The 26,729-nt window shown below is 56.4% G+C and carries 24 protein-coding genes and 4 tRNA genes; 9 read left to right on the top strand and 19 right to left on the bottom strand.

Translation table 11 applies throughout. From position 1 onward, the window contains the following. Positions 1-145: 145 nt before the first annotated feature. Together yigL and pldB are read right to left on the bottom strand one after the other, a co-directional pair. Positions 146-946 carry a sugar/pyridoxal phosphate phosphatase YigL gene (gene yigL, locus F8R23_RS22300; RefSeq protein WP_151416037.1) on the bottom strand — a complete coding sequence of 267 codons (801 nt, stop codon included), beginning with the start codon at positions 944-946 and terminating at the stop codon, positions 146-148. Between the two features lie 11 nt (positions 947-957). Next, positions 958-1,995: a lysophospholipase L2 gene (gene pldB / locus F8R23_RS22295; protein ID WP_129936281.1), complete on the bottom strand. Its 1,038-nt coding sequence runs from the start codon at positions 1,993-1,995 to the stop codon at positions 958-960. Positions 1,996-2,137: 142 nt separating this feature from the next. On the opposite strand from pldB, the gene rhtB reads away from it, so the two are divergent. Continuing rightward, positions 2,138-2,758, top strand: a complete 621-nt coding sequence (rhtB, locus tag F8R23_RS22290) for a homoserine/homoserine lactone efflux protein (RefSeq protein WP_012004666.1) — start codon at positions 2,138-2,140, stop codon at positions 2,756-2,758. A 52-nt stretch (positions 2,759-2,810) separates the two neighbouring features. On the opposite strand, the gene rhtC is transcribed toward rhtB, so the two are convergent. The 3 genes from rhtC to pldA are packed head-to-tail and all read right to left on the bottom strand — an operon-like array spanning position 2,811 to position 6,209. Beyond that, positions 2,811-3,437, bottom strand: coding sequence for a threonine export protein RhtC (rhtC, locus tag F8R23_RS22285; RefSeq protein ID WP_129936280.1), 627 nt, complete (start codon positions 3,435-3,437; stop codon positions 2,811-2,813). A gap of 12 nt (positions 3,438-3,449) precedes the next feature. Continuing rightward, complete coding sequence (gene recQ / locus F8R23_RS22280) at positions 3,450-5,282, bottom strand: ATP-dependent DNA helicase RecQ (RefSeq protein WP_129936279.1); 1,833 nt, start codon at positions 5,280-5,282, stop codon at positions 3,450-3,452. Between the two features lie 48 nt (positions 5,283-5,330). Further along, positions 5,331-6,209 carry a phospholipase A gene (gene pldA, locus F8R23_RS22275; protein WP_129936278.1) on the bottom strand — a complete coding sequence of 293 codons (879 nt, stop codon included), beginning with the start codon at positions 6,207-6,209 and terminating at the stop codon, positions 5,331-5,333. A gap of 200 nt (positions 6,210-6,409) precedes the next feature. On the opposite strand from pldA, the gene F8R23_RS22270 reads away from it, so the two are divergent. Together F8R23_RS22270 and rarD are read left to right on the top strand one after the other, a co-directional pair. Continuing rightward, the gene (locus F8R23_RS22270) at positions 6,410-6,880 is read left to right on the top strand and encodes a thioesterase family protein (protein WP_012004662.1); all 471 of its coding nucleotides are present in this window, start codon (positions 6,410-6,412) and stop codon (positions 6,878-6,880) included. A gap of 64 nt (positions 6,881-6,944) precedes the next feature. Then, positions 6,945-7,832, top strand: a complete 888-nt coding sequence (gene rarD / locus F8R23_RS22265; RefSeq protein ID WP_129936277.1) for an EamA family transporter RarD — start codon at positions 6,945-6,947, stop codon at positions 7,830-7,832. Positions 7,833-7,840: 8 nt separating this feature from the next. On the opposite strand, the gene F8R23_RS22260 is transcribed toward rarD, so the two are convergent. Further along, positions 7,841-8,899, bottom strand: coding sequence for an AbrB family transcriptional regulator (locus F8R23_RS22260; RefSeq protein WP_129936276.1), 1,059 nt, complete (start codon positions 8,897-8,899; stop codon positions 7,841-7,843). Positions 8,900-9,009: 110 nt separating this feature from the next. Continuing rightward, positions 9,010-9,960 carry a magnesium/cobalt transporter CorA gene (gene corA / locus F8R23_RS22255; protein ID WP_085116483.1) on the bottom strand — a complete coding sequence of 317 codons (951 nt, stop codon included), beginning with the start codon at positions 9,958-9,960 and terminating at the stop codon, positions 9,010-9,012. 446 nt (positions 9,961-10,406) lie between these two features. On the opposite strand from corA, the gene F8R23_RS22245 reads away from it, so the two are divergent. After that, the gene (locus F8R23_RS22245) at positions 10,407-10,886 is read left to right on the top strand and encodes a WbuC family cupin fold metalloprotein (RefSeq protein WP_129936274.1); all 480 of its coding nucleotides are present in this window, start codon (positions 10,407-10,409) and stop codon (positions 10,884-10,886) included. Positions 10,887-11,015: 129 nt separating this feature from the next. Here the strand turns inward: F8R23_RS22245 and uvrD are convergent, their stop codons facing one another. The 6 genes from uvrD to lptM all read right to left on the bottom strand — a co-directional run bounded on the left by uvrD (position 11,016) and on the right by lptM (position 16,669). Then, complete coding sequence (uvrD, locus tag F8R23_RS22240; protein ID WP_099062270.1) at positions 11,016-13,178, bottom strand: DNA helicase II; 2,163 nt, start codon at positions 13,176-13,178, stop codon at positions 11,016-11,018. 77 nt (positions 13,179-13,255) lie between these two features. Then, positions 13,256-13,972 carry a 5-amino-6-(5-phospho-D-ribitylamino)uracil phosphatase YigB gene (gene yigB, locus F8R23_RS22235; RefSeq protein WP_112349358.1) on the bottom strand — a complete coding sequence of 239 codons (717 nt, stop codon included), beginning with the start codon at positions 13,970-13,972 and terminating at the stop codon, positions 13,256-13,258. Then, complete coding sequence (gene xerC / locus F8R23_RS22230) at positions 13,972-14,883, bottom strand: tyrosine recombinase XerC (protein ID WP_112349359.1); 912 nt, start codon at positions 14,881-14,883, stop codon at positions 13,972-13,974. Before xerC ends, yigB begins: the two co-directional genes overlap by 1 nt. Then, positions 14,880-15,584, bottom strand: a complete 705-nt coding sequence (locus tag F8R23_RS22225; protein WP_099062176.1) for a DUF484 domain-containing protein — start codon at positions 15,582-15,584, stop codon at positions 14,880-14,882. The genes xerC and F8R23_RS22225 overlap by 4 nt, the downstream gene beginning before the upstream one ends. Next, complete coding sequence (gene dapF / locus F8R23_RS22220; protein WP_129936272.1) at positions 15,581-16,405, bottom strand: diaminopimelate epimerase; 825 nt, start codon at positions 16,403-16,405, stop codon at positions 15,581-15,583. Before dapF ends, F8R23_RS22225 begins: the two co-directional genes overlap by 4 nt. A 57-nt stretch (positions 16,406-16,462) precedes the next feature. Further along, on the bottom strand, positions 16,463-16,669 hold the full coding sequence (gene lptM, locus F8R23_RS22215; protein WP_017891271.1) for an LPS translocon maturation chaperone LptM: 207 nt from the start codon (positions 16,667-16,669) through the stop codon (positions 16,463-16,465). Between the two features lie 78 nt (positions 16,670-16,747). On the opposite strand from lptM, the gene cyaY reads away from it, so the two are divergent. After that, complete coding sequence (gene cyaY / locus F8R23_RS22210; protein ID WP_085116478.1) at positions 16,748-17,068, top strand: iron donor protein CyaY; 321 nt, start codon at positions 16,748-16,750, stop codon at positions 17,066-17,068. A 47-nt stretch (positions 17,069-17,115) separates the two neighbouring features. Here the strand turns inward: cyaY and F8R23_RS22205 are convergent, their stop codons facing one another. Continuing rightward, positions 17,116-19,668 carry a class I adenylate cyclase gene (locus F8R23_RS22205; RefSeq protein ID WP_112349362.1) on the bottom strand — a complete coding sequence of 851 codons (2,553 nt, stop codon included), beginning with the start codon at positions 19,666-19,668 and terminating at the stop codon, positions 17,116-17,118. A 316-nt stretch (positions 19,669-19,984) separates the two neighbouring features. On the opposite strand from F8R23_RS22205, the gene hemC reads away from it, so the two are divergent. Genes hemC through hemY form a run of 4 tightly spaced genes read left to right on the top strand, consistent with a single transcriptional unit; the run spans position 19,985 to position 24,011 of the window. After that, positions 19,985-20,926, top strand: a complete 942-nt coding sequence (hemC, locus tag F8R23_RS22200) for a hydroxymethylbilane synthase (RefSeq protein ID WP_129936271.1) — start codon at positions 19,985-19,987, stop codon at positions 20,924-20,926. Next, a complete protein-coding gene (gene hemD, locus F8R23_RS22195; RefSeq protein WP_129936270.1) occupies positions 20,923-21,663 on the top strand; it encodes a uroporphyrinogen-III synthase in 741 nt (246 codons plus the stop codon). Before hemC ends, hemD begins: the two co-directional genes overlap by 4 nt. 23 nt (positions 21,664-21,686) lie before the next feature. Beyond that, a complete protein-coding gene (gene hemX / locus F8R23_RS22190; protein WP_151416036.1) occupies positions 21,687-22,811 on the top strand; it encodes a uroporphyrinogen-III C-methyltransferase in 1,125 nt (374 codons plus the stop codon). A 3-nt stretch (positions 22,812-22,814) separates the two neighbouring features. Beyond that, positions 22,815-24,011, top strand: coding sequence for a protoheme IX biogenesis protein HemY (gene hemY, locus F8R23_RS22185; RefSeq protein ID WP_129936268.1), 1,197 nt, complete (start codon positions 22,815-22,817; stop codon positions 24,009-24,011). 667 nt (positions 24,012-24,678) lie between these two features. On the opposite strand, the gene F8R23_RS22180 is transcribed toward hemY, so the two are convergent. The 5 genes from F8R23_RS22180 to thrP all read right to left on the bottom strand — a co-directional run bounded on the left by F8R23_RS22180 (position 24,679) and on the right by thrP (position 26,712). Beyond that, a tRNA-Pro gene (locus F8R23_RS22180) sits at positions 24,679-24,755 on the bottom strand. A 76-nt stretch (positions 24,756-24,831) separates the two neighbouring features. Then, positions 24,832-24,918 (bottom strand) — tRNA-Leu (locus F8R23_RS22175). 43 nt (positions 24,919-24,961) lie between these two features. Beyond that, positions 24,962-25,037: transfer RNA gene (locus F8R23_RS22170), tRNA-His, on the bottom strand. Positions 25,038-25,096: 59 nt separating this feature from the next. After that, positions 25,097-25,173 (bottom strand) — tRNA-Arg (locus tag F8R23_RS22165). 135 nt (positions 25,174-25,308) lie between these two features. Beyond that, on the bottom strand, positions 25,309-26,712 hold the full coding sequence (gene thrP, locus F8R23_RS22160) for a bifunctional threonine/serine APC transporter ThrP (protein ID WP_112349368.1): 1,404 nt from the start codon (positions 26,710-26,712) through the stop codon (positions 25,309-25,311). Positions 26,713-26,729: the final 17 nt, after the last annotated feature.

The raw sequence follows: 26,729 nt of genomic DNA, 5'->3' as shown, positions 1-26,729 counted from the left end.
AAAGTCTGTTATTAGGGAGAGCGTGCCGAAGGGGTCGTAGCAGCTTTAGCTGCCGGAGCGCCCCTCGGTGCGCTAGGCCCGGGTATCTCGGGCTTAATCGCAACGTTGTTCTCGAATTCAGGGCGCCGCAAGGCGCCCTTTCATATCAGGCGATGAACATCTTGCGCAGGTAATGCGGCACCGCATCGTCGACGTTGGAGCCGATCACTTCCAGTTCCGGCAGCTTGTCTTTCAGGCGCTGATGCGCGTCGCGCATGATGCACCCCTTGCCGGCCATCGACAGCATCTCCAGGTCATTCATACCGTCGCCGAAGGCAATGCACTCTTTCAGCGTATAGCCGATGATCTTGGCCACTTCTTCCAATGCGTGACCTTTCGACACGCCACCGGCCATGACTTCCAGGCAGGTTGGGAACGAGAAGCTGACGTTAACCCGATCGCCCCAACGTGCATTGATGGCATCTTCCAGCGGCAGCAGCTTTTCATGATCGTCACAGGTGAAGTACACCTTGCAGACGCCATCGGTTTCCAGCAGGCCTGGCTCGAACAATTGGTACTGGAAGACGGACTCCTGAAAGAACTCTTTCTGCTCCGGACTTTCGCGGTTAATGAACCAGTCGTCATTACGATAAACGTTAGTGGTGATGTCCGGATCGTTATGCAGCATGCCGTAGAGATCGCGGGCAATGTCTTCGGCCAGGTTATGGCTGAAAATCAGCTCGCCGTCGGTGTTGTGCACGCGAGCGCCGTTGGAGGTGATCATAAAGGCGCTGATCTCGAGGTTATCGCGGATCTGCGCAACGTCGATATGATGACGGCCGGTAGCAAAGACAAAATGTACGCCACGCTGGGTCAGCAGCTTCAGTGTCTCTTTGGCGTAAGGGGACAGAGTGTGGTCGGGTGACAGCAGCGTGCCATCTAAATCGGAAGCGACGACGTGATACATAGCGGTAATTTCTAACCTCTAATGGTGTGGTCGGCGGTTGGGGTACCACCTAAGTGATGAGCAAAGAAACGCAGGATTGCGCTCAATGCTTCGGCGCGCATCGCGTCCCGCTCAAACAGGATCTCATGCCGTGCGCCTTCGATAACCTGCGGTTTTCCCCCTTCACAGGGATGTCCCGCGTCTGACAATGCCTGACAAAAAGCCTGATGGGAACGGTTGTCGACCACCCGATCCTCACCGGCCTGCAATAATAATAGCGGCGTGGTGATTTTAGCCGCCTGGGCGATGATTTCTCGTCCCGCCTGCAGGCTCTCCCGTACCCAGTGGTAGGTTGGCCCGCCCACCTGCAGTTCGGGATAATCGGCGTAATAACGTAAACAGCGACGATAGCGCTCACGGCTGTGGGTCAACACGTTGACCACATAGGGTAGCGGTCGCCACTGGCCGGTCCCTATCGCATAGTAATCGCGCACCTTCGGGTGTTTCTCCGTCCAGTTCAGAATGCGGTTGGCCATCCAGCCCGGCATCGGCAAATAAATACCGAACATCGGTGCACAAAACGCAGCAGCGTCAAATGCCTGCGGCTGGCGGGCCAGAAACTGCGCCAGGATCGCACCGCCCATCGAGTGAGCCAACGCAAAGTGTTTCCGGTAACCGTGCGGCACCACTTCCTGCTGATAAAACTGGGCGAAATCGTCGACGTAATCGGCAAAGTTTATCACATGACCACGGTGCGTATCAGCCAGCAAACGACCGGAACGGCCTTGCCCGCGGTGATCCAGGATCATCACGTCATAGCCGCAATGGAACAGATCGTAGGCAACCTCAGGATATTTAATGTAACTTTCGATACGACCGGGGCTTACCACCACCACCCGCTGATGGCGGGCAGAACTGAAGCGCACGAAACGGATGGGCACGCCGCCCACGCCATTGAACTCGCCCTCCTCACGCAGCCGCCAAAAATCCAGCAGCGGTCCCGTGGCAAAAGCAGCAAACTGCTTTTCACGCGTTAACCAGTCATCAGTGCTGAGAGTAAACGACGTCATCAAATGCTTTTCCCTGAGCCGCCAGCGGCAAAAATGTGACCTCTGGCACAAGAAATAATACTAGCGTATTGTGATTCAATTCTTACAAAAACCGAACCATTTTGGCACATATTGGCCATTGGCGCTTTCAGGGAGTACCTCAATGACCTTGGACTGGTGGTTAACCTACCTGCTGACAACTCTTATCCTCAGCCTGTCGCCCGGTTCAGGGGCGATCAATACCATGAGCACCGGTATCAGCCACGGTTATCGCGGCGCAGCGGCGTCCATTGCCGGCCTGCAGGTCGGGCTGAGCCTGCATATCGTACTGGTGGGTATTGGTTTGGGTGCGCTGGTATCGCAGTCACTGTTGGCGTTTGAAATGCTGAAGTGGTTCGGCGCCGCCTATCTGGTCTGGCTTGGCATTCAACAATGGCGCGCGGCAGGTTCGCTGGACTTGCATACGCTGGCAGGCACTATGCCGCGTCGCCGTCTGTTCCGCCGTGCCGTACTGGTCAATCTGACCAACCCGAAAAGCATCGTGTTTCTGGCCGCACTGTTCCCACAGTTTATTTTGCCCAACCAACCGCAGGCCGAGCAGTACCTGGTGCTCGGTATCACCACCGTGGTAGTAGATATTTTTGTCATGATTGGCTACGCCACGCTGGCCACCCGCATTGCCGGTTGGCTGAAGACGCCTCGCCAGATGCAGTTGTTGAACCGTATTTTCGGTTCACTGTTTATTCTGGTGGCCGGGCTGCTGGCTACGGCCAGAAAGGCATAATGCAAAAGGGCCGAACATGGCAGTTCGGCCCTCAAAATCTGTGCGGCAGTGTTTAGCGGGTAAAGATCAGGTGTAAACCAAAACCGGTAAACAGCACGCCCGCCAGTCCGTCTATCCACTTGGCCAGCCGTTGATAACCCCGGCGCATGGTCGGCAATGCAAACACCACCGCCACCAGGCTGAACCAGACAAAGGTCTCGGCGATGATCAGCAAGAACAAGCCCCAGCGTGCCCCGGCACCGACGTCGTCACCCACAAACAGTGAAAACACGCTACCGAAATAGATAACCGCCTTGGGGTTAGACAGGTTGGTTAGAAAACCGCGGATAAAGCTGCGCCCAGGCTTCGGCAAGGCCACTTTCACCTCTGGCGCAGGCACCGACTGGGCATTTTGGGAACGCGCGGAACGCAGCAGTTGCCAGCCCATCCAGCACAGGTAAATCCCGCCGCCGACCATGATAATCTGATGCAGCCAGGCCATTTTTTGCAGGATCAGGTGCAGGCCCATCAACGCCACGCCCGCCCACACCACGATACCCAATGAAATACCCATCACGCCCATCATCGCCTCACGGCGTGAGCGACTGGCGGCGGTTTGCGAAACAAAAAAGAAGTCCGGCCCCGGGCTCATCAGCGCAATCAGGTGCACCAGCGCCACGGTCAGAAACAGCATCAGCATGATTTATTGCCCTTAATCTTCATCATTATCGAGGTGATCGCGGATCATCGCCATAAACGGCGCGCCAAAACGCTCCAACTTGCGCTGACCGACGCCGTTAACGCTCAACAGGTCACCGGCCTTGATGGGCATCTGTTCCGCCATTTCAAGCAGCGTGGCATCGTTAAACACCACATAAGGCGGGATGTTTTCTTCGTCGGCAATCGATTTACGCAGCTTGCGCAGTTTGGCAAACAGCTTGCGATCGTAATTGCCGCCGTAGGATTTCTGGTTGGCACTGCTGCGCACCTTCAGGCTCTGGATACGCGGCACTGCCAGTTGCAGCTCCAGCTCGCCACGCAGCACCGGTCGCGCAGACTCGGTCAATTGTAGCGCCGAGTGCATGGCGATGTTCTGGGTAATAAAGCCCAGGTGGATCAACTGACGCAATACGCTGGTCCAGTGCTCGGTGGTTTGCTCACGGCCGATGCCGTAAACCGGTAGTTTCTCGTGCCCGTATTCACGGATGCGCTGATTATTGGAACCGCGCAGCACTTCGACAATATATCCCAGCCCGAAGCGCTGGCCGACACGGTACACGCAGGACAGCGCCTTGCGCGCATCTTCCAGCCCATCGTAACGCTTGGGGGGATCCAGACAGATATCGCAGTTGCCGCAGTTTTGGTGTTTGCCTTCGCCAAAATAGTTGAGCAGCACCAGGCGGCGGCAGGTTTGCGCTTCAGCAAAAGCGCCCATGGCGTTCAGCTTGTGGCGTTCAATATCCAGTTGCTGTCCGGCGGGTTTCTCTTCCAGACAGCGGCGCAGCCAGGCCATATCGGCCGGGTCATACAGCAGGATCGCTTCGGCCGGTAAGCCATCACGACCGGCGCGACCGGTTTCCTGATAGTAAGATTCGATATTGCGCGGGATATCAAAGTGCACCACAAAGCGCACGTTGGGTTTGTTAATACCCATACCAAAAGCGACGGTGGCAACCACCACCTGCAAATCGTCGCGCTGGAACGCTTCCTGTACCTGCGCACGGCGGTCGTTATCCAGCCCGGCATGGTAGGCCCCCACGCTCAGCCCGCGGCTTTGCAGACGTGCTGTAGTGTCTTCTACCTTGGCGCGGCTGTTGCAGTAAATAATGCCGCTCTTGCCACGTTGGTCCTGTACGAAGCGCCACAGTTGGTCGAGCGGTTTAAACTTCTCCACCAGCGTATAGCGGATATTGGGGCGGTCAAAGCTGCTGACCTGCACCAGCGGATCCTGCAGCGCCAGCAGGCGCACGATATCGCCACGGGTGGATTCATCGGCGGTGGCGGTCAGGGCGATCACCGGCATGTTCGGGAAGCGTTGCTTCAATAACCCCAATGCGCGGTATTCAGGACGGAAATCGTGTCCCCACTGCGAAATACAGTGCGCCTCATCCACCGCCAGCAAGGCCGGCGGATTGCCACCGAGCTGATCGAGGAAACTGTCCATCATCAGCCGCTCGGGGGCGATATACAGCATTTTGATCTGGCCACTGCGACAGCCCGCCATTACCTCGAGCTGCTGCTCGCGCGTTTGCGTCGAGTTATAGCAGGCGGCGGCGACGCCATAGGCCAGCAGTTGATCGACCTGATCTTTCATCAGCGAGATCAAAGGGGAAACCACTAACGTCAGGCCATCCATCACCAGCGCCGGGATTTGGTAGCACAACGATTTACCGCCGCCGGTCGGCATGACAACCAGGCAATCCTGCCCACCGATCGCCGTGTTGATAATCGTTTGTTGACCCGGTCGGAATTGCTGGTAGCCGAAGGTATCGCGTAATACCTGTTCGGCCAGCAACTCTTTGTTTATCACTGCTGCGGTTGACACACACTTCCCCATTTTTTGCTGCGTAGCGACGCCTTGATGACGGCCGGATTACATAATATCGTTAAGCATGACACCAACGCCAACCCGTGTCTGCCGGAAGTTGTAATCAATCAAGGATTCGCCATAGCCGCTGAACACCTGAGTGTAGAAACGTACGTGCTTGCTGATCGGGTAGCTCCAGCCCATTTCTGCACCGCCGTAGCCACTGTTCCAGTTGTAGTGGCTGTCGACGCTGAACACGCTGTCACCCCAGGCATAACCGACTTTCAGGCGGTAATAGCCCATGTATTTGGTGATATCCGGGTTGTCGTCGCTGCTGTCGCTTTCCGAGAAGCGGAACCAGGGTTTGAGATCCACCTGCCAGTTGCCGTTTTGCGCCATAAAGCGCGCGTAACCCCGGTTCCAACTGCGGGAGGTGGGATCCGAGCGGCCGTTAGACTGGTGGTTCAAACCGACTTCAACATCACGCAATGTCCAGCCAGCGAAGCTGTAATCGGTCGCCCACCCCAGGAACACCTGCGGTTCGTAGTTGGTCTCGCGGAACGGCGATGATTCACTGTGGTTGGAAAGCTGCCACCAGGAACGTTGAGTATAAGAGGCACCCAGCACCGAGTTGTCACCAAGAATGCCACGCCACAGCGGGAAAGCCAGGCTGAGCTGGTACTTCACTTCATCCTTGCGCGCATTATCGGCCCAGTTATAGGACTTGATGGCCTCTTTGTTGATATTGCTGGTATCGGTGTACAGCACGTAGTTGGTTTCATACGGATACAGCGTGAATGGGTTGTCGTGATCCTGCAGCATGTTGGCAATAATGCTGCCGCGCACCGCCGGTTTATCATGAATTTGCTGTGCTTTGGCTTCTTCCGCCTGAACCAGCGGTGCCGCCGCCAGCGTGGCCAAAATGAACCCTGACAAAATGCGCATAACGTTCCTCACCCCAACAAAATTGACAAATTCTGAAATAAAAACAGGCCATTTTACACACAAAGGCGGTTTTACAGCAGTGTGACGTGTATTTATTGGATTAGTCTGGAAAGCAACAAAATATAGGCATAATATCAACAAACAGTTAACCTGGACTGACCAGTTAGTTTCCCCTACTACACAGAAAAAAATGGGTATTTATGTCTACCACACCACTGACACTTGAAGCCGCCCGCCAGAAGATTGGCGAAATCTTTGTTTATCACATGCCGTTTAATCGCGAGCTGGGCTTAGAGCTGCGCCGCTTTGACGACGACTATGTGGAGCTGAGTTTTACCAATCAGCCCAAGCTGGTGGGCAATGCCGCCCAGAAAATCTTGCACGGTGGGGTGATCGCCTCAGTGCTGGACGTCGCCGCTGGCCTGGCATGCGCCGGTAGCGTGTTAATGCGTCTGGATCCGTTGATCGAAGAAGAAGTCGCAACCCGTCTTTCGCGTATGGGGACTATCGATCTGCGCGTTGACTACCTGCGCCCTGGCCGTGGCGAACATTTCGTCGCTGCCGCCAGCGTCTTGCGCAGCGGCAATAAAGTCGCGGTCGCCCGCGTCGAACTGCATAACCATGATGGCCTGCATATCGCCAGCGCCACCGCCACCTACCTGGTCGGGTGATTGTGTGCGGTGAGGGTCTTCAGTACACTCACCGCATCTCCGTTTTACCCATCCGAGTAACGTCATGGACGCACAGCAAACACGGCAGGGCATCTTCTTTGCTCTGGCCGCCTATTTTATTTGGGGTATTGCCCCGGCTTATTTCAAACTGATCCAGCAGGTGCCTGCCGATGAGATCCTCACCCATCGGGTGATTTGGTCGTTCTTCTTTATGCTGGCGCTGATCACTCTCGGACGTAACTGGTCACAGGTGCGGGCCGCCTGCCACAACCGTAAACGGCTGTTGCTGCTGGCGGTGACCGCATTGCTGATCGGTGGCAACTGGCTGCTGTTTATCTGGGCGGTGAATAACCACCATATGCTGGAAGCCAGCCTGGGCTATTTCATTAATCCGCTGGTGAATGTGTTGCTGGGGATGTTGTTCCTGGGCGAACGCTTCCGCCGGATGCAATGGCTGGCGGTGATACTGGCTTTTGCCGGCGTCCTGATCCAGCTATGGCAGTTCGGTTCGCTACCAATTATCGGCCTGGGGCTGGCGTTCAGCTTTGCCTTTTACGGCCTGCTGCGCAAGAAGATCGCCATTGATGCGCAAACCGGCATGCTGATAGAAACCCTGTGGCTACTGCCGGTGGCAGCGGCCTATCTGTTCCTGTTCGCCGACAGCCCGACCAGCCACCTCGGTGCCAATGCCTGGTCGCTGAACCTGTTGCTGGTGGCGGCCGGTATCGTCACCACCATCCCGCTGCTGTTCTTTACCGCTGCAGCCACCCGTCTGCGCCTGTCGACGCTCGGCTTCTTCCAGTACCTTGGCCCTACGCTGATGTTCCTGCTGGCCGTGACCTTCTACGGTGAAACCGTCGGACAGGACAAACTGGTGACCTTCGGCTTTATCTGGGCGGCACTGCTGCTGTTTATCCTCGACGCACTCTACACCCAACGTAAACTGCGTTGATGCCAGAGCTAAGTTGAGGCCGGCGTGGCGTGGTTGGAAATAAACCGCGCCATCGCCGGCCCCGTCAGCAGAATGGTGAACAACCGCAGCGTCTGCATCGCCATCACAAAAGACATATCCACCCGGCTGCCCGCCGCAATGATTGCCACGGTATCCAACCCGCCCGGGCTGGTCGCCAGATAGGCCGTCATCAGATCTACCGGCAGAAAGTGCGTCAGCATCCACGCCAGCAGGCCGCAAAACAGCATCAGCGCGACGATCGACACCACCATCTGCGGCAGAGTCCGCAATGCCAGCAAAAATATCGGCCGGGTAAAACGCAGCCCGACGCTCCAGCCAATCAACGTATAGGCCAACGCCAACAGCCATTCCGGCACCTGTAGCGCCATAGTACCGCTGGAATGCAGTGCCGCACCGATGACCATCGGCAATAACAGTGCACCGGAAGGAATGCGCAGCCGGGGGCCCAACCAGGCACCGACAATGGCCACACCCAGCGTCGCCGGGAAGCGCCAGTCCAGCGACGGAAACCACTCCAGCGCCGCACTACCGTGCCCCGCCTCATCACCCAGCCCAATGCGGGCCACCATAGCGGCTGCAGTCGCGACAAACAGCACCCGCAGATACTGCATAAAGGCCACCAGTCGAACGTCCGCGCCAAAATCCCCGGCCATTGCCACCATCGCCGACGCTCCGCCAGGCGATGAGCCCCAGGCACCGGTCGGCCCAGGCAAGCTGCTAAAGCGCACCAGACACCAGCCGGAAATGCCACTGGCCAGCAGCGTAGCGATCAGCACCAGCAGCACCAACGGCCAGTCGTCGAGCAACGGCGTGAGAATAGCGGGAGACAGGCTTTGTGCGATCATGCAGCCCAGTACCGCCTGGGCGGCGATAAACAGGTAACCGGGAATGCGAACCGAGGCCCCCAACAACCCCATGGCCACGCCGACAATCATCGGCCCCAGCAACAGCGCAGCGGGAATATGGAAGGTTTGCAGGCCAAACCCCAGCACCAGCGAAGCCAGCAGCAGGATCGACCATTGAATCAAGCGGGGGAACTTCTCCATCGAAACGCACGCCTTAAGGACAGATAAGCTAAGTGGGCATTCTACCCTCATTTAGCAGGCTAATCTTTGGCAGCAGCAGAAATATCGGGCGAACAGGGTCGCCCGTCAGGTTACAGCCAGTTCTTGCGTTTGAAGTACAGATAGGGGGCCAGCCCCGCCAGAATCATCAGGCTGATGGCGCCAGGATAACCGAACGACCACTTCAGCTCCGGCATAAACTCAAAGTTCATCCCGTAGCTTGAGGCCACCAGCGTGGGCGGCAGGAACACCACCGAAACCACCGAGAAGATCTTGATGATGCGGTTCTGTTCGATATTGATAAAGCCCATCGCCGCCTGCATCAGGAAGTTCACTTTCTGGAACAGCGATTCGTTGTGCGGCAACAGGGATTCGATGTCGCGCAGTACTTCACGCGCCTGCTCCAACTGACCGGTTGGCAGCCGCGCCTTGCGCACCAGGAAGTTCAGCGCACGTTGGGTATCCATCAGGCACAAACGGACCTTCCAGCCGATATCTTCCAGCTCGGCCAGCGTCGACAGCGCCTCGTCGTATTCATCGCCCTGATGGCCTTCCATGATCACCCGGCTGAGCTTTTCCAGATCGCTGTAGACGTTTTCAATCTCGTCCGCCAGCTGCTCAATCTTGGTTTCGAACAGATCCAGCAACAGCTCGTAGGCGTTGCCGTCAACCATCGTCAGGTTACGGGCACGCATGCGGTACAGGCGAAACGCCGGCAACTCGCGCTCACGCAAGGTATACAGGCGTCCGTCACGAATGGTGAAAGCCACGGTGGAGTTACCGGCATGGTCTTCCGCATCTTCAAAATAGAAGAAGGAGTGAATATGCAGGCCGTCTTCGTCTTCAAAGAAACGCGCGGAGGCTTCGATATCATCCAGCTCCGGGCGTGTTGCCAGGCTTTGGCCCAGCTCGTTTTGCACGCGCTCACGTTCGCCTTCTTCCGGCTCAACCAGGTCAACCCACAGTGACGTAGTGAGGTCATCGGAGTCATCCAACTCCAGACGGGACAGGCGGCTGTTCTCTAATTTAAACGCGCTTAGCATCTGCTAAAACTCCCTTGGGGTGACAGGGGTAAACAACGCGTGGAAGCACAGAAACAGGGGGATGTTGTATCACCAGCTTGTTTCAGACCATGTAAGGATCTGACTCATAGCGACACTGAAGAGGTCGCCGACAACCACGAAGGCTATCAGCTCAATGGGATAGCCTTAGAAGTTGCACCTGTTGTTGTCCAGGTCAGTGAGCCAGTATCTACTGGGTGTGTCCAAGGCGTATGTCCTCATTGATAATAGTGCGCGCATGTTACGCCGAGAAGAAAAAGCCTGTCAACCGGTTAGGCTCGATAATTGCGCAACAATTCATCGCCATAACCCATGGGGCAGAATCGACTTAATCCACGATAAACAGTAACGAAATAGTCGCGGCGATCTCTGACCACGCACAGGAATGTTGCTAAGATTAGGCCACGATAAGCTTGCGGACTTTACTGATGAAACAGATTACCGCCCACGACCTGACGGCGATGAGTGAACAGGCCGCTAAAGTGGCACGCCTGCGCGCGCACCGTACCTTACACGACGAGTTGAGCGATCCGGTGCAACGGCTGGCGATTGCCATGGAACCCGGCACCTATATCCGCCCCCACCGCCATCCGCAAACCTGGGAACTGCTGACGCCGCTGCGCGGCCGCTTTGTGGTGTTGCAGTTTAACGAAGACGGCGTCGTCACCCAACGCACCCTGCTTGGCGAAGAAACCAAAGTGCTGGAGATGCCGGCGTTTACCTGGCATGCCGTGCTGTCGGTTGATCCGGGCGGCGTGGTGTTCGAAGTGAAACAAGGGCCTTATCAGGCGCTGTCGGAAGAAGACTGCATGCCGTGGGCACCGCAGGAAGGGGCTGAGGGTACTGAAGCAGTGATGCGTTGGTACGCTACCGCGCAGATTGGCGATCGCTACCCCCTTCATACTTGAAGCTGCAGCGTTGTTGGCTGTGCCCACTCCCTCCAGTCACTTACTTGAGTAAGCTCCTGGAGGGAGCGGACTTGCCGCCTGGCTGCAACCCCAATTATTTTGGGTATACCGCTAACGATTAACTGCGCCTTACACCGTCTCCAGACGGGCGTAGGCGGCCACCAGCCACTTGATCCCTTCACCTGGGAAAGCAACCTGCAACCGACTGTGTTCGCCGCTGCCTTCCAGATTGACGATGGTCCCTTCACCAAACTTGGGATGGCGCACGCGCTGGCCCAGCTTGTAACCGGTGTCGTTTTCGCTGATCGGCGTACCCATACGACGATGGCTCACCGGCCGCGATACGCTGGCGCGCAAGCGCACTTCTTCCACACACTCCTCCGGCAGTTCGCCGATGAAACGTGAAGGCCGGTGATAAACCTCTTTGCCGTACAGACGACGCGTTTCGGCATAGGTCAGCGTCAGTTTCTGCATGGCGCGGGTCAGACCAACGTAGGCCAGGCGGCGCTCTTCTTCCAGCCTGCCGCCTTCGTCCAGCGACATCTGGCTCGGGAACATCCCCTCTTCCATACCGACGATAAACACCTGCGGGAACTCCAGCCCCTTGGCCGAGTGCAGGGTCATCAACTGTACTGCGTCCTGATAGGCATCGGCCTGCCCCTCGCCCGCTTCCAGCGCAGCGTGTGACAGAAACGCCTGCAGCGGCATCAGATCCTGATCTTCATCCTGATAGCTGTACTGACGCGTTGCCGTCACCAGCTCTTCAAGGTTTTCGATACGTGCCTGACCTTTTTCGCCCTTCTCCTGCTCATACATAATGAACAGCCCCGAATCGCGGATCACCCGGTCGGTCTGGACGTGCAACGGCATATCGGCGGTTTCGTGCGCCAGTGAGTCCAACAGTTCGGTAAAGCGTTGCAGCGCGGATGCCGCACGCCCGGCCAGCACTTTGTCCTGTAGCAGCACGCGGGTGGCCTGCCACATGGTCAATTGACGATCGCGGGCCGTGCGACGCACCTCGTCCAGCGTCCGGTCGCCAATGCCGCGCGTCGGCGTATTCACCACGCGTTCGAAGGCAGCATCGTCGTTGCGGTTGGCTATCAGCCGCAGGTAGGCCAGGGCATCTTTGATCTCCTGACGCTCGAAGAAGCGTTGCCCGCCGTAAATGCGGTATGGCATCGCCGTTTGCAGCAGTGCCTCTTCCAGCACGCGTGACTGGGCGTTACTGCGATAAAGGATAGCGCAGTCATTCAGCGCACCGCCGTTTTCTTGCCAGGCTTTGATACGGCCCACCACAAAGCGCGACTCGTCGAGCTCGTTGAAGGCACAGTAGATGGAGATAGGTTCGCCTTCACCCCCTTCGGTCCACAGGTTTTTACCCATGCGGCCGCCGTTGTTGGCGATCAGGGTGTTGGCCGACTTCAGGATATTGCTGGTCGAACGGTAGTTCTGTTCCAAAAGTACGCTTTGCGCACCGGGGAAATCCTTTAGAAAGCGTTGGATATTCTCCACCTGAGCGCCGCGCCAGCCGTAGATCGACTGGTCATCGTCACCGACAATCATCACGTTGCTGTTATTGCCGGCCAGCAGGCGGATCCAGGCATACTGGATGCTGTTGGTATCCTGAAACTCGTCCACCAGCACGTTGGTGAAGCGTTCGCGGTAATGATTGAGGATATGTGGCTTGTTCAACCACAGCTCATGGGCGCGCAGCAACAGTTCGGCAAAGTCCACCAGCCCCGCGCGATCGCAGGCTTCCTGGTAGGCCTGGTAGATACGCAGCCAGGTCGCCTCTACGGGGTTGTTGTAGGTTTCAACGTGCTGTGGACGCAGGCCTTCATCTTTTTTGCCGTTGATGTACCACATCGCCTGACGCGGAGGCCATTGTTTTTCATCGATATTCAGCGCTTTGACTATGCGTTTAAGCAGGCGGAACTGGTCGTCACTGTCGAGGATTTGGAAATCCTGCGGCAGGTTGGCATCCAAATGATGAGCACGCAGCAGCCGATGAGCCAGGCCATGGAAGGTTCCGATCCACATGCCGCCCTGGCTGGTGCCAATCAGGTGTTCGATACGGTGGCGCATTTCCGCCGCCGCTTTGTTGGTGAACGTCACCGCCATAATGGAATACGGCGAGCAGTTCTCTACCGACAGCAGCCAGGCAATGCGATGCACCAGTACCCGGGTTTTACCGCTGCCCGCCCCGGCCAGTACCAACAGGTTGCCACGTGGCGCCGCCACGGCTTCGCGTTGTTTTTCATTCAGGCTGTCGAGCAGATCGGAAACGTCCATAGGCACCATTAATTGGTAAGGGAAAGCGCGTCAGAGACGCGATTCCACTGGGAATTTATACAGAGTTCTGGCAGGGATTATAACAATGCTGTCAGCGATGCCAACTGCGAAATCTCAATATGTGGTAGCAGACGGCTGTCGGCGGCCTGCATCAGGCTGCGCTGGCGGTCGTTGATCCAACAGGCCTGCAGGCCGGAGCGCAATGCCCCAGCGACGTCGGTGGTCAAATCATCACCCACGTGAAGAATGCGTTCAGGGGCAACGCCTAACCGCTCAGCGGCCAGTTGATACATATCCTGATAGGGCTTGGCGCGGCCATCCGGCCCGGAACGCAGCACAAACTGGAAGTAACCATCCAGCCCGCACAGCGCCGGATCGGCATTGCCGTTGGTGATCGCCACCAGCGGGAAACGTTCGCCCAGCGCCTTCAGGGTGGCATGGGTCGCGTCGGGTACTTCGATACGACTGCGCCACAGCGCAAAGTTCTGCATCGCAGCATCGGCACCGTCGGCGGCTTCGGCATCACGCAGCCCCTGACGGCTCAGCGCCAAATGGATAGCGCGCCAGCGCCACTGGGTGACATCATGATAAATTTCCGGATCCTGTTCACGTAGTTCCTGGCGCAGGCGATGAAAATCCGCCGACTGGAAGTGGTTCAGCCCGGGATGATAGTTCTGCAGAAAGGCCACCGACTGCAGCTCGGTCTGTTTGATCACCGGCCGGTTGTCGTACAGCGTGTCGTCCAGATCAAAGGTCAGCGCCGCCAGCGGCCGCAACGGACGATAAAAATGCATCAGGATTTCCCCCGTTTGGCGCGTGGATGCGCGGCATCGTACACGTTGGCCAGATGTTGAAAGTCGAGGTGAGTGTAGATTTGAGTGGTGGTCAGGTTGGCGTGACCAAGCAGTTCCTGCACCGCACGCAGATCGCCACTGGATTCCAGCATATGGGTGGCAAACGAGTGGCGCAGCTTGTGCGGATGGATGTGGCTGTTAACGCCCTGTTTAACGCCCCACTCGGCAAAACGCTTTTGCACGTTACGGGTCGAGATGCGTTTGCCCTGATTGGACAGAAACATCGCATCGTCCGCTGGCCCGAACAGATCGCGCATCGCCAGCCAGTGTTCAAGCCAGGTCACCGCAGTCCGCCCCACCGGCAGCTTACGTTCCTTACTGCCCTTACCCAGCACCCAGATTTCACCGGCGGCCAGATCGACATGACGACAATCCAGCCCCACCAGTTCAGAAAGACGCAGCCCGGCACCGTACATAACTTCGAGCATGGCGCGATCGCGCACCGCCAGGGGATCGTTAAGATCGATATTCAGCAGCTGATTCATTTCATCGACGTCGATGTTTTTCGGCAGATGACGGCCGCTGCGGGGCGTTCGGATCCCTTTGGCGGGGTTGGCAATCAGCATGCCCTGGCTGACCTGCCAGTCGAGAAAACTGCGCAACGCCGACAGGCGCAGCGCGAGGCTGGATGACTGTAGCCCGGCGCGCTTACTGCGCGCTGCAAGCTGGCGGACTTTGGCGGCGTCCAGCACCGGCCACTCCGTCACGCCTATCTCCTGCGCCAGCACCATCAGCGCCTGCAGTTGACGTGAATAACTCAACTGGGTGAGCGGGCTAAGCTGACGCTCGACCTTCAGATAGCGCAAAAAAGCGTCCACCGGCTGTTGCAGGCTGGCCGCCAGCGGAGTCATGCGCGTTCGACCCAGCGTTCCAGCAGTTCCGGTAACATGCGCGCCAGTTGATTAAGCATCACCGTGCCCATACCTTGCTGATAGTGTTGCGTATCGCGGCTGCTGAATATCACCATACCCAGTTCGCCGTCTTCACCCAGCATCGACAGCGCTACCGAGCCGACCAGCTTGGCCTGCGGCAGCAGCAACAGCAACTCAGGGCCATTCAGGCTGCCGAGGAAATGCTGTTGGTCACCCAGGCGCTGAATGCGCAGCGGTTCAAACGACGAACGCGACAGGGCAAGGTGGGTGAAATCGGAAGGCGCTCCGATTTTCCAGCTTTCGGAAAACAAGCGGATATTGGCACCGGCCAAACCGAAACCGCGCGCCCAACGCTGCAGGCGGTTAAGCATATCCTGCAGGCTGTCGGCGGTGGCCAGATTGGCCTGTAAATGCAGCAGGCTGGCAAACAGCGTTTCGTTGGCGCTGGCCTGCTCCATCAGCAGGGTAATTTCTTCTTCCAGCCGGTTGATATGATTACGCTGGCGGGCCAGATGCCACTCGACCAACGACACGGTACCGCGAACGGGATGGGGAACGCGCATCTGTTCCACCAACCGCGCGTTACGGATAAAGAAATCCGGGTTTTGCAGCAGAAACTGCATCACGGCGTCGTCGTCAAGCTCAATGCCTGCGACAGCCTGGTCCTCAACGCTCTTCATAGATGAATAAATCCGTCATATACATGGGTTGCCGGGCCGGTCATAAACAACGGGCTGCCCGGTCCTTTCCAGCGAATATGCAGGCTGCCACCCGGCAGCTCTACATGCACCTCTTCCGACAGCAATTCCTGTTGGATCCCCACGGCCACCGCCGCACAGGCACCGCTTCCGCAGGCCTGGGTTTCGCCGGCACCGCGCTCATACACGCGCAGTTTGATGTGCTCACGACTGACAATTTGCATAAAACCAATATTGGCCCGCTCAGGGAAACGTTCATGCCCTTCCAGCACCGGGCCGAGCAACTCCACTTTGGCGGTTTTTACCTCATCTACCTGTAAAACACAATGCGGGTTGCCCATCGACACCACGCCGCACAGCACCGTATTTTCCGCCGCACGCATGATGTAAGTCTTTTCTTCTTTAGTCGCGCGGAAGGGCACAGTCTGAGGATCGAAGTTCGGCTCGCCCATATTCACGCACACCAGATCATCATCGGTGACGCTCAGCACCATACGCCCGGTCTGGGTACTCACGCGAATATCGCGCTTGTTGGTCAGCCCTTTCAGCCGCACAAAGCGGGCAAAACAGCGTGCGCCGTTACCGCACTGCGCCACTTCACTGCCGTCGGCGTTAAAAATACGGTAGTGGAAATCCAGTTCCGGATCGTAAGGCGGTTCTACCACCAGCAGCTGGTCAAAGCCAACGCCCAGGTGCCGATCGGCCAAACGGCGGATCAGCTCGGGAGAAAAATAGACATTCTGTGTAACGGCATCGACCACCATAAAGTCGTTGCCCAGACCGTGCATTTTGGAGAACTGCATATCATACTCCGCTATCCGTCTTGGTTTGCGGTGGCCTGTGCCGCCGCAAACAAGGTGTTACTGAGCGCTCATCGACGGTTTTTGCTGAGAGCTGGAAAGTTCTTGCTGATTTTTCTGTACCTGTTCGCCAGTCTGAACCTGAGTGGCCGGTTTCTTAGTGCTGGCCGGATCGGCTGGAGGGAAGTACAGCGGGCCTTTCAGACCACAGCCGGAGAGCCCGGCAAGCAGAACTGCCATCAGCGCATAGCGTAGTTGTTTTTTCATTTGCATTAATGCCTGTAATTCATGCGTCCAAGGTCTCTATAATCGCAGGTGGATCATGAAAAGCAATAGGAATTGAATATGAACGACAGTGAGTTTCACCAGTTAGCTGACCAACTGATGCTTAATATTGAAGAGACACTGGACGATTTTGCTGGCGATGCGGATATCGATTACGAAACTAACGGCGGCGTAATGACGTTAAGCTTCGAAAATGGCACCAAAATTGTCATCAATCGCCAGGAGCCACTGCATCAGGTTTGGCTGGCGACCAAGACCGGCGGCTATCACTTTAACTACCGTGATGGCGTGTGGCTCTGCGATCGCAGCGATCGCGCCTTCTACCCGTTGCTGAGCGAAGCCGCCAGTGCGCAGGCAGGCGAAGAAGTGAAATTTGCCTGAAAATAACGGCATTCACAGGGGTTCAGCAAACGCGAGCCCCTGTAATGTCAGTGTAGCTGGAACTGCTGTTTCAGCGGCTGAGCGGCGCTATCGGCCAGCGGTACACACAGGCTCGACAACACATTGCTGCGGAACGGGATCACCTGAGTGCGGCCATCAAGCTGCACTATCTGGTAGAACTGCGGCAAATTGAAGTTGATAAAGCTGGAGCCGTAGGTAAAGCGATCGTGCGAGGAAGAATAGAAACGGCTGACGTCACGCACCAGCTCTTCTTTACTGCCTTCACAATGGTGGTAAACCTCAACCCGGTTCGACTCATCCAGAATATAGATGTTAAAGCCCTTGTCGTCCGAGGTGTCTTCAAAGAAGAACTGAATGATCCCCTCACTGGCGAAGCCATCCACTACCGGCGGTAAATGCACCTGATCGGTTTCCACTTTGATCGACAGGCCGTGCAATTTGTTGTTGGAAATAGCGCCATAGAATTCCACTGCGTTTTCCAGCTTCTGTACCGACACGCTCAACCGTTCGAAGAACAGGCCCCAGGTCTGACCGGCAACGCGTACCGCTTTAAAGCGGCCCGGCTCCAGGCGGGTACTCGACAGGCGCAGTTCAATGCACTCTGACACCAATTGCTGGATGCGGGTACGGATCAGGCCGCGCAGATGCTGGCTGTAGCAGAACACCTCTACCGATTCCGGCGGGGCGGCGTCCTGATGCATTTTGCCAAGAATGGTCTTCAAGGCTTCCAACACCGATTGCTCACCGCTGAAATGCAGAGTACGCACTTCGTTCCAGGAGTTGCGGTACAGCAGATCGATACTGCCCACCAGGCATTGCTGCTGCTGGCCGAAGCTGAACACGTCAAGCTTGCGGAAATCGAAATGCACCACCTGATTGCGGAAGGCGGCAGTCGGATCGTTTTCCAGATTGACGATAATCGCCAGATGGCGAATTTCACACGGGCTGTACAAGGCTTTTGGCGTAGGTGCGGCCAGCCGCAGCGGGAAGTGGTGCGACACGTCGGCCACCAGTTCCTGCAGTTTGGCGGTGTCGCACAGATTGCCGCTCTTGATGTGTAAACGGGTCTTCGGCGTCAGTAAGCCGTTGAAATAAGCCCAGGCCACCAGTTTGTTCAGGTAGCGGTTATATTCCAGCGGTTGATGGCTGACGATCGAGTCCATGGCCGGTGCCTGATTGTACAGGTACCAGCCGGTGCGGTTGGCGCGGCCAATCGGCACGTGAATAAAGGTTAAATCGTCTTCTGACAGGTCCGGCGAGATCTGCGGGTTCACCAGCGTCACCTTGCCGGGCAGCGCTTCAAACGCGGCGTACAGCTTGCGGGTCAGCACGCCGATATCCTGCGGGCTGGCACTGACGCTGAGATTATTACGACGGGCAAAGCGGATCAGATTACGATAGCTTTGCATCATCGCATCCAACAGTTCGTTGTGCGCTTCACGTACCCGTTCGATTTTCCAGTTGGCGCGATTATCCAGGATCGCCAGACGCTCTTCGTCCCAGCCCCATTCGCTGACCAACTGGCTGAGGATCTCACGACGCCAGCCGACGCACGCATTAGCGCGCGAAAGTTTTTCACAGACTTTCAGGTAGAAGCAGCGGCGGACCAGATCGAGGCGGGTGGTATCGTTGATTTCATTCAGATAATGCGTAACGCGTTCGAGCATCATACAGTAGGAGTCGAGACCGAAGCAGACGATTTCGCCCTGATGCAGGCGCTGCTTGATGTCCATCGCCAACAGCTGAGTATTCGGGTATTCCCAGGAATAGGCTTCCAGCAGCAGGGTCTTCAACACCGCCTTGTAAGGCGAGTCGATGCTTTTGTACAGCTGCCACAGACTGGCGCCGAAGTATTCTTCCGCCGACAGTGTGCTCAGGCCGCCGAGATCCAGCCACTCATTCGGCGTTAGCGCACCTTGCGAGTACAGCGACAGCACATACTCATCGTAATGCGCTTCTTCTTCGCCCGGCACCATGTTCCACAAAATGCGTTTGCCGGCCAGGCGCACCGCGGTGCGGTAAAATTCATCCAGCAGCAGGATATGTTGGGTGGAACCGCAGTCTTCACCGCCCAGGCTGCCACTTTCGTTATGGCGGAAGCGGTTTTCATCAATCAGGAAGAAGCTGACTTCCACCCCCATTGACGCTGCCCATTTTTCCAACAGGCTGCATTTTTGCTGCAGGCGGTTACGCTCTTCGTTATCCAGCCAGGACTGGTGGCACACCCAGATGTCGAGATCCGAGCTGCAACTCTGGCCGATCGATGAAGTACTGCCCATCGAATAAACCCCGGTAATCGGCAGTTCACCGCTGGCCAGCTTGTCAAACGGGCTGCCCCATTTGTCTTCTAAATCGTTGAGGTAATCTTGCTGGGTTTCATCAGGCGTGTAGATACAAACGCCATGGGGAACGTTACCGTTCAGATAACCTGGCATCAGTGGGTGGTGGTGGTGCAGTAAGGTAGGCAGCAGACTGTATACCCGTTGGAACGCGGGCTTCATGGCCGCTAGGGCGCGATCGATGCGTAATTGATTGATCGCATCCAGTCTCTGCTTCAGTGTCTCGATGTAGAGGTACAAGACGTCTCGCCTGATTATCCCGGTATTTAGAAAAAAACCCGTATTCCATAAGCGCCGTTAGTGTTGGAAGAATATTTGGCAACTTATTGCTGGAAACGTGATCAATCTAACACCTTGCTGATTGACCGTAAAGGAGGTAACGCTTCACTATTATTGTTGCGCCACTCCAAACGATTTACCCGCAGTGTTAACTGCCCCAAAACACATCACACGTCCCGTTGATTCCGTTGTCCTTTATTCGCCTGTGGCTTCTAGCACTGACAGTTTTCACACTCAGTGGTAGGATGAACAGCGAATTATAAAAACGGTAACAAGCATGTTAGACAAAATTATTCGAATTGCCACCCGACAAAGCCCACTCGCTCTCTGGCAGGCACATTATGTGCAGCAGCGTCTGATGGCCAGCCACCCTGGTCTGCAGGTCGAACTGGTACCGATGGTCACGCGGGGCGACATTATTCTGGATACGCCGCTGGCTAAAGTCGGCGGTAAAGGGCTGTTTGTTAAGGAACTTGAGCTGGCGTTACTGGATGGCCGCGCGGATATCGCCGTCCATTCGATGAAAGACGTGCCGGTAGATTTTCCCGCGGGCCTGGGTTTGGTGACCATTTGTGAGCGTGACGATCCACGTGACGCATTTGTATCCAATCGTTTCGCCTCGCTCGATCAACTGCCGCTGGGCAGCGTGGTCGGCACCTCCAGCCTGCGCCGTCAGTGCCAATTACGTGAACGTCGTCCGGACCTGATCGTGCGTGACCTGCGCGGCAACGTCGGCACCCGGTTGTCAAAACTGGACAACGGCGACTACGACGCCATTATTCTGGCGGTCGCCGGGCTCAAACGCCTGGGCCTGGAACAACGCATCCGTAGCCCGCTGAGCCCGGAAGAGTGCTTGCCGGCCGTCGGTCAGGGTGCAGTGGGCATTGAATGCCGCCTTGACGATGAAACCACCCGCGCGCTGTTGGCTCCACTCAATCACGCCGTAACCGAAACTCGTGTTCGCGCCGAACGGGCGATGAATACCCGACTGGAAGGCGGTTGCCAGGTCCCCATCGGCAGCTATGCCGAACTGGACGGCGACAGCCTGTGGCTGCGTGCATTGGTCGGCTCCCCGGACGGCAGCCAGATGGTGCGTGGCGAACGTCGCGGCCCCGCCGCGCAAGCGGAACAGATGGGCATTGAGCTGGCGGAAGAGTTGCTGGCACAGGGTGCCCGTGAAATTCTGCAGGATGTTTATCAAGGGAATCCCCCGGCATGACGATCCTGGTAACCCGCCCTTCTCCTTCGGGAGAGCAATTGGTGAGCCGACTGCGCGCGCTCGGCCGGGTTGCCTATCATGCCCCGCTGATCGATTTCGCCCCAGGCGGCGATCTGCCTAAACTGCCACAGGCGCTGCAGCAACTTAATGATGGCGATTTGGTGTTTATCCTGTCGCAGCATTCGGTCAGCTACGCCAATTCGGTGATGGGTCGTGTTGGGCTACCATGGCCTGCCAGGCTGGCCTATTATGCTATCGGTCGCAACACTGCGCTGGCGATGCACCGCATCAGCAGCCTGCCGGTGGAGTACCCACGTGAGCAGGAGATCAGCGAAACGCTGCTTCTATTACCTGCCTTACAGAAGCTGGACGGCAAGCAGGCGCTGATCCTGCGCGGCAACGGCGGGCGCGAGCTGCTTGGCAACAGCCTGAGTGAGCGTGGTGCCACCGTCAGCTATTATGAATGTTATCAACGCAGCCCGGTGCACTATGATGGCAGCGAGCAAAGCGCCCACTGGCAGCGTGCCGGTGTTGATACGCTGGTAGTCACCAGCGGTGAAATGTTACAACAGCTCTATACTTTAGTTCCTGATTACTACCGTTCATCGTGGCTGTTGCGTTGCCGCCTGGTAGTGGTGAGCGAACGCCTGGCTACCCTCGCCCAGGAATTGGGCTGGAGCACAATTCGGGTAGCTGATAACGCCGATAATGACGCGCTGATCCGCGCGCTACAATAAACCTGACTATGGGATGTGCCACTATGACGGAACAAAATACCCCCTCCGCCCCGGTTGAAGAGCCAACCCCAGTGGCTGATAGCCCCAAGCTACCCGACGCTGACAAGCGTAAAGGTAAAAATACCGGTCCAGTACTGGGCGCGATCGCCATCGTGCTGGTCATTGCCCTGGGCGCCGGCGGCTATTACCACACACATCAACAGGCACAGCAGTTGATCGCCGCCAATCAAACCTTGCAGCAACAGCTGGAAGCGCTGAAGCAGAGCCAACAGCAGGAAAGAAGCGCGCTGGAAGGTCTGTTGCAGCAACAGGGTAAAACGCTGGATGCCGCTGACCGCGAGCAAGCGACCCTAACGCGACAACTGAATGAGCTGCAAGAAAAAGTCGCCATCATCTCCGGCAGCGATGCCAAGACCTGGTTACTGGCACAGGCCGATTTCCTGGTGAAAATGGCCGGCCGTAAACTGTGGAGCGATCAGGACGTCACCACCGCCGCCGCTCTGCTGAAAAGCGCCGATGCCAGCCTGGCAGACATGAACGATCCGAGCCTGCTCGAAGTGCGCCGGGCGATTACCGAAGACGTCAGCACGCTGTCCACCCTGACTCAGGTGGATTTTGACGGCATCATTCTCAAAACCAATCAGTTATCCAATCAGGTTGATAACCTGCGCCTGGCGGATAACGACAATGACGAAGCTCCGATGGATCAGGACAGCAGCGAGCTATCCAGTTCGATCGGCGAGTGGCGGCAAAACCTGACCAAAAGCTGGCACAACTTTATGGCCGACTTTATTACCGTTCGCCGCCGTGATAGCAGTGCCGAACCGCTGCTGGCACCGAATCAGGATATTTACCTGCGTGAAAATATCCGTTCACGCCTGCTGGTTGCCGCGCAGGCAATTCCACGCCACCAGAACGAAGTGTATAAACAGTCGCTGGAAACTATCTCTACCTGGGTCCGCGCCTATTTCGATACTACCGACCCGGCCACGAAAGCTTTCCTGGAAGAGTTGGATACCCTGAGCCAGCAGTCGATCACCATGGACGTGCCGGATCAGTTGAAAAGCCAGCCACTGCTGGAAAAACTGATGCAGACCCGGGTGCGCAATCTGATGACCCAGTCCCCTGCAGCCCACCAGGAGGGATAAGCCATGTTACGCGTGCTATTTCTGTTCCTGGTGCTGATCGCAAGCGTTGTGGTCGGGCCGATGTTGGCCGGCCATCAGGGCTATGTGCTGATTCAGACCGATAACTACAATATTGAAACCAGCGTCACCGGCCTGGTGATCATGGGCGTCCTGCTGTTTGTCGTGCTGCTGGTGATCGAATGGATCCTGCGCCGCGTCTTCCGCACCGGCGCACGTACCCGCGGCTGGTTCCTGGGCCGTAAACGCAGCCGCGCGCGCAAGCAAACCAAGGCCGCGCTGATCAAACTGGCCGAAGGCGATTACAAGCAGGTCGAAAAACTGCTGACGCGCAATGCCGATCACGCCGAACAGCCGGTGGTAAACTACCTGCTGGCTGCCGAAGCTGCACAGCAACGCGGTGACGACTTCCGCACTAACCAGTACCTGGAACGTGCCGCCGAAGCCGCCGACACCGACCAATTGCCGGTAGATATCACCCGCGTGCGCATCCAACTGGCGCAGGGAGAAAACCATGCTGCACGTCACGGTGTCGATCGCCTGCTGAACCAGGCACCGCGTCATCCGGAAGTGTTGCGTCTGGCGGAACTGGCTTATCTGCGCACCGGCGCTTTTGCCTCGTTGCTGGAGATCCTGCCGTCGATGAGCAAGATTAACCTGCATACCGAGGCTGAACTGCAGGTCCTGCAGCAGCAGGCCTATATTGGCCTGATGAATCAGGCAATGGCAGATGAAGGCAGCGACGGTCTGAAACGCTGGTGGAAAGATCAGAGCCGCAAAACGCGCCATGAAGTTCCACTGCAAATTGCGATGGTGGATCACCTGATCGAATGCAATGACCACGAGCTGGCACAGGAAATCGTGCTCGATAGCCTGAAGCGCCAATACGATGAGCGTCTGGTGCTGTTGATCCCGCGTCTGAAGTCCGGCAATCCGCAACAGTTGGAGAAAACGCTGCGCCAGCAGGTGAAACAGCATGGCGCCACACCGCTGCTGAACAGCACGCTGGGTCAGTTGCTGATGAAACACGGTGAGTGGCAACAGGCTGCCGATGCATTCCGGGAAGCGCTGAAACAGCGTCCGGATGCCTACGACTACGCTTGGCTGGCGGACGTACTGGATAAGCTGCACCGCTCCGATGAGGCTGCCCAGATGCGTCGTGAAGGCCTGATGTTGACCCTGAAGCAGAACGGCGATTCATAGCGGCAATATCGAGTGATCAAAGCGCGGCGTTGATGCCGCGCTTTTTTTTCGCCTGTCGATTATCTACCGGCAAAAAAAAACACTTGCCGCGGTGGCAAGTGTATAAAAAAGCAATCAGGTCTAGGACAACAGGGGCGGTGCCTCACTCAACGTTATGCCCGGAGTGTGATGTCGGGTTGCAAGCAACGCTGACATCGTTCTGGTGGGCAATAGGCACCCTAAATCGGCTCTGCGTCATTCCCAGGGTTTATGAAGCCTAAGGCGAACATAAGAGGTGGAATGAGCATCTACGGAATAGATATTGCACATGGCGTGCCAACTTTTGGAGAAATGCCGTTTAGCCTGAAGAAAATAAACTAAAACCATGAATTAAAAGAAATTTAAACGTCATATTAAATTTATCGCCTCTTATCGGGTATTACCCCACTCTCTCCCTGACCCCAGCAGATATGTCGCCTTATAACGACGACTTAAGACAAAGTGATTTTTATCTTATTAAATCATTATGTTATATGTCTCAACCTGGCGACAATGCGCCATGCCGATGTCGCTGAAAGCCAACACGGCTCCAGAAACCAAAAACAGGACAGCAGGAAGTTAAAAGTGAGGTTTACTGAATGGCAGAAAGCGAAAAGCCCGTTCATTGCTGAACGGGCTTTTCTGAAAGTGGTCGGCGAGAGAGGATTCGAACCTCCGACCCACTGGTCCCAAACCAGTTGCGCTACCAAGCTGCGCTACTCGCCGATTTCTTGTTGCAGATACTACCGAATTTTATCGCTTATGTCTATGTAAATATTAAATTTATTAGACATTTTGTGTGTGGTGCGAAGAGAGGGACTTGAACCCTCACGTCCGTAAGAACACTAACACCTGAAGCTAGCGCGTCTACCAATTCCGCCACCTTCGCACAGTCACAAAACAGCTTACAATTCTTCACTTCTCTTAGGAAGTGGGGTGGCTAATGGGACTCGAACCCACGACAACTGGAATCACAATCCAGGGCTCTACCAACTGAGCTATAGCCACCATTACTTCTTAACTTCACGCGGTAATACTACCACCGCAGCTCTTGCACACAAACTTAATGGTGCGCCCGACAGGATTCGAACCTGAGACCTCTGCCTCCGGAGGGCAGCGCTCTATCCAGCTGAGCTACGGGCGCATAGCGCCGTTGCGGGAGGGGATACTACGGTTTTAACCCAATCCTGTCTAGTGCTTTTTCGCAGAAATGTTGCGTTTGATTACGCTTTGCTCACTCCCGCGCAGGAAAGGGCTCTCCGTAGTCCCTTTTGACCGGTTATTGCTGGGTTTCTGTCCGTTTTTCAGCCGGATGATGTTTCTTATGCATACCGAAAGCAAAGTAGCACAGACTGACTGCCGCTAAGAATATTGCCCCGACCAGCAGAGAAATACGCGTATCCGGGTTAATTCCCATGCCGATCAGCACGCAGACCAAGAAAGCGATGGTCAGATAGTTCACATAGGGGAACATAATCGACTTAAAGCTGTGGGTTTTGATCGCTTCCTTATGGGCGCGGCGGAAATACAGCTGGCTGATCAGCACCACAAACCACGGCACCATGCCCGGCAGCACGCTGGCACTGTAAACGTAGACGAACACCGCCTGCGGATTGGGGATCAGATAATTCAAGCAGGAACCGACCAGCAGACAGGCGATGGTCACGGCAATACAGTTCACCGGCACGCCGCTGCCAGACAGTCGGGTCAGCGAGGCGGGCAATTGACGGTTCTTGGCAAGCGCGTACAACATACGCCCCCCGCTATACATGCCGCTGTTGCAGCCAGAGAGTGCGGCGGTCAGCACCACGAAGTTAATGATACCGGCGGCGGCAACGATGCCGATTTTGGCAAAGGTCAGCACGAACGGACTGCCTGCGGTGCCAATACCGTTCCATGGGAAGATGGTGACAATGACAAAAATGGCGCCGACGTAGAAGATCAGGATGCGCCACAGGATATTATTAATTGCGCGTTTCAGCGTGACCTGCGGGTTTTTGGCCTCACCGGCGGTAATACCGACCAGTTCAACCCCCTGATAGGACGCCACGACAATACACAACGCAAACAGGAAGCCCTTCCAGCCGCCGGCAAAGAAACCACCGTGTTCGGTCAGGTTGGCAAAACCGATAGGCTGCCCCCCGTTACCAAAGCCAAACAAGATCACCCCCAGCCCCACCAAAATCATCACAATAATGGTGGTCACCTTGATCATGGCAAACCAAAACTCCAGCTCGCCATACAGGCGTACCGCCGCCACATTAGCCAACGCCACCATCGCTACGGCGATCAGCGCCGGTAGCCACTGCGGGATCTCCGGGAACCAAAACTGCACGTAGACCCCAATGGCGGTAATTTCCGAGATCCCGACGGCAATCCACATAAACCAATAGCCCCAGGCAGTCAGGTAGCCAAAGTACGGACTCATGTATTTATGTGCATAAACGGCAAAGGAGCCCGCGACCGGTTCCAGGAACAGCATCTCGCCCATCGAACGCATAATAAAGAACACGAACAGCCCGGCGATGATATAAGCCAATAACACCGACGGCCCCGCCCATTTCAGCGTACTGGCCGACCCCATAAACAGGCCGACACCAATGGTGCCGCCAAGAGCAATCAGCTCGATATGCCGGGCTTCCAGCCCCCGGTGTAGTCCTTGCGGTTTTTCAGTGTGTGGCATAAATCCTCGATAATATT

Source organism: Serratia proteamaculans (assembly GCF_008830365.1).
In the GTDB taxonomy this organism is placed as follows: Bacteria; Pseudomonadota; Gammaproteobacteria; order Enterobacterales; family Enterobacteriaceae; genus Serratia; species Serratia proteamaculans.
The sequence above is the reverse complement of the archived record's forward strand: the minus strand, read 5'-3'. Positions and strand labels throughout refer to the sequence as shown.

Excerpts from the sequence above, each read along its gene's own strand:
- pldB (WP_129936281.1), bottom strand. The coding sequence starts at position 1,995 with ATGACGTCGTTTACTCTCAGCACTGATGACTGGTTAACGCGTGAAAAG.
- hemC (WP_129936271.1), top strand. The coding sequence starts at position 19,985 with ATGTTAGACAAAATTATTCGAATTGCCACCCGACAAAGCCCACTCGCT.
- F8R23_RS22270 (WP_012004662.1), top strand. The coding sequence starts at position 6,410 with ATGTCTACCACACCACTGACACTTGAAGCCGCCCGCCAGAAGATTGGC.
- rarD (WP_129936277.1), top strand. The coding sequence starts at position 6,945 with ATGGACGCACAGCAAACACGGCAGGGCATCTTCTTTGCTCTGGCCGCC.
- dapF (WP_129936272.1), bottom strand. The coding sequence starts at position 16,405 with ATGCAGTTCTCCAAAATGCACGGTCTGGGCAACGACTTTATGGTGGTC.
- uvrD (WP_099062270.1), bottom strand. The coding sequence starts at position 13,178 with ATGGACGTTTCCGATCTGCTCGACAGCCTGAATGAAAAACAACGCGAA.
- yigL (WP_151416037.1), bottom strand. The coding sequence starts at position 946 with ATGTATCACGTCGTCGCTTCCGATTTAGATGGCACGCTGCTGTCACCC.
- F8R23_RS22245 (WP_129936274.1), top strand. The coding sequence starts at position 10,407 with ATGAAACAGATTACCGCCCACGACCTGACGGCGATGAGTGAACAGGCC.
- rhtC (WP_129936280.1), bottom strand. The coding sequence starts at position 3,437 with ATGCTGATGCTGTTTCTGACCGTGGCGCTGGTGCACCTGATTGCGCTG.
- cyaY (WP_085116478.1), top strand. The coding sequence starts at position 16,748 with ATGAACGACAGTGAGTTTCACCAGTTAGCTGACCAACTGATGCTTAAT.
- hemY (WP_129936268.1), top strand. The coding sequence starts at position 22,815 with ATGTTACGCGTGCTATTTCTGTTCCTGGTGCTGATCGCAAGCGTTGTG.
- yigB (WP_112349358.1), bottom strand. The coding sequence starts at position 13,972 with ATGCATTTTTATCGTCCGTTGCGGCCGCTGGCGGCGCTGACCTTTGAT.
- F8R23_RS22225 (WP_099062176.1), bottom strand. The coding sequence starts at position 15,584 with ATGAAGAGCGTTGAGGACCAGGCTGTCGCAGGCATTGAGCTTGACGAC.
- pldA (WP_129936278.1), bottom strand. The coding sequence starts at position 6,209 with ATGCGCATTTTGTCAGGGTTCATTTTGGCCACGCTGGCGGCGGCACCG.
- xerC (WP_112349359.1), bottom strand. The coding sequence starts at position 14,883 with ATGACTCCGCTGGCGGCCAGCCTGCAACAGCCGGTGGACGCTTTTTTG.
- hemD (WP_129936270.1), top strand. The coding sequence starts at position 20,923 with ATGACGATCCTGGTAACCCGCCCTTCTCCTTCGGGAGAGCAATTGGTG.
- hemX (WP_151416036.1), top strand. The coding sequence starts at position 21,687 with ATGACGGAACAAAATACCCCCTCCGCCCCGGTTGAAGAGCCAACCCCA.
- lptM (WP_017891271.1), bottom strand. The coding sequence starts at position 16,669 with ATGAAAAAACAACTACGCTATGCGCTGATGGCAGTTCTGCTTGCCGGG.
- rhtB (WP_012004666.1), top strand. The coding sequence starts at position 2,138 with ATGACCTTGGACTGGTGGTTAACCTACCTGCTGACAACTCTTATCCTC.
- corA (WP_085116483.1), bottom strand. The coding sequence starts at position 9,960 with ATGCTAAGCGCGTTTAAATTAGAGAACAGCCGCCTGTCCCGTCTGGAG.
- F8R23_RS22260 (WP_129936276.1), bottom strand. The coding sequence starts at position 8,899 with ATGGAGAAGTTCCCCCGCTTGATTCAATGGTCGATCCTGCTGCTGGCT.
- thrP (WP_112349368.1), bottom strand. The coding sequence starts at position 26,712 with ATGCCACACACTGAAAAACCGCAAGGACTACACCGGGGGCTGGAAGCC.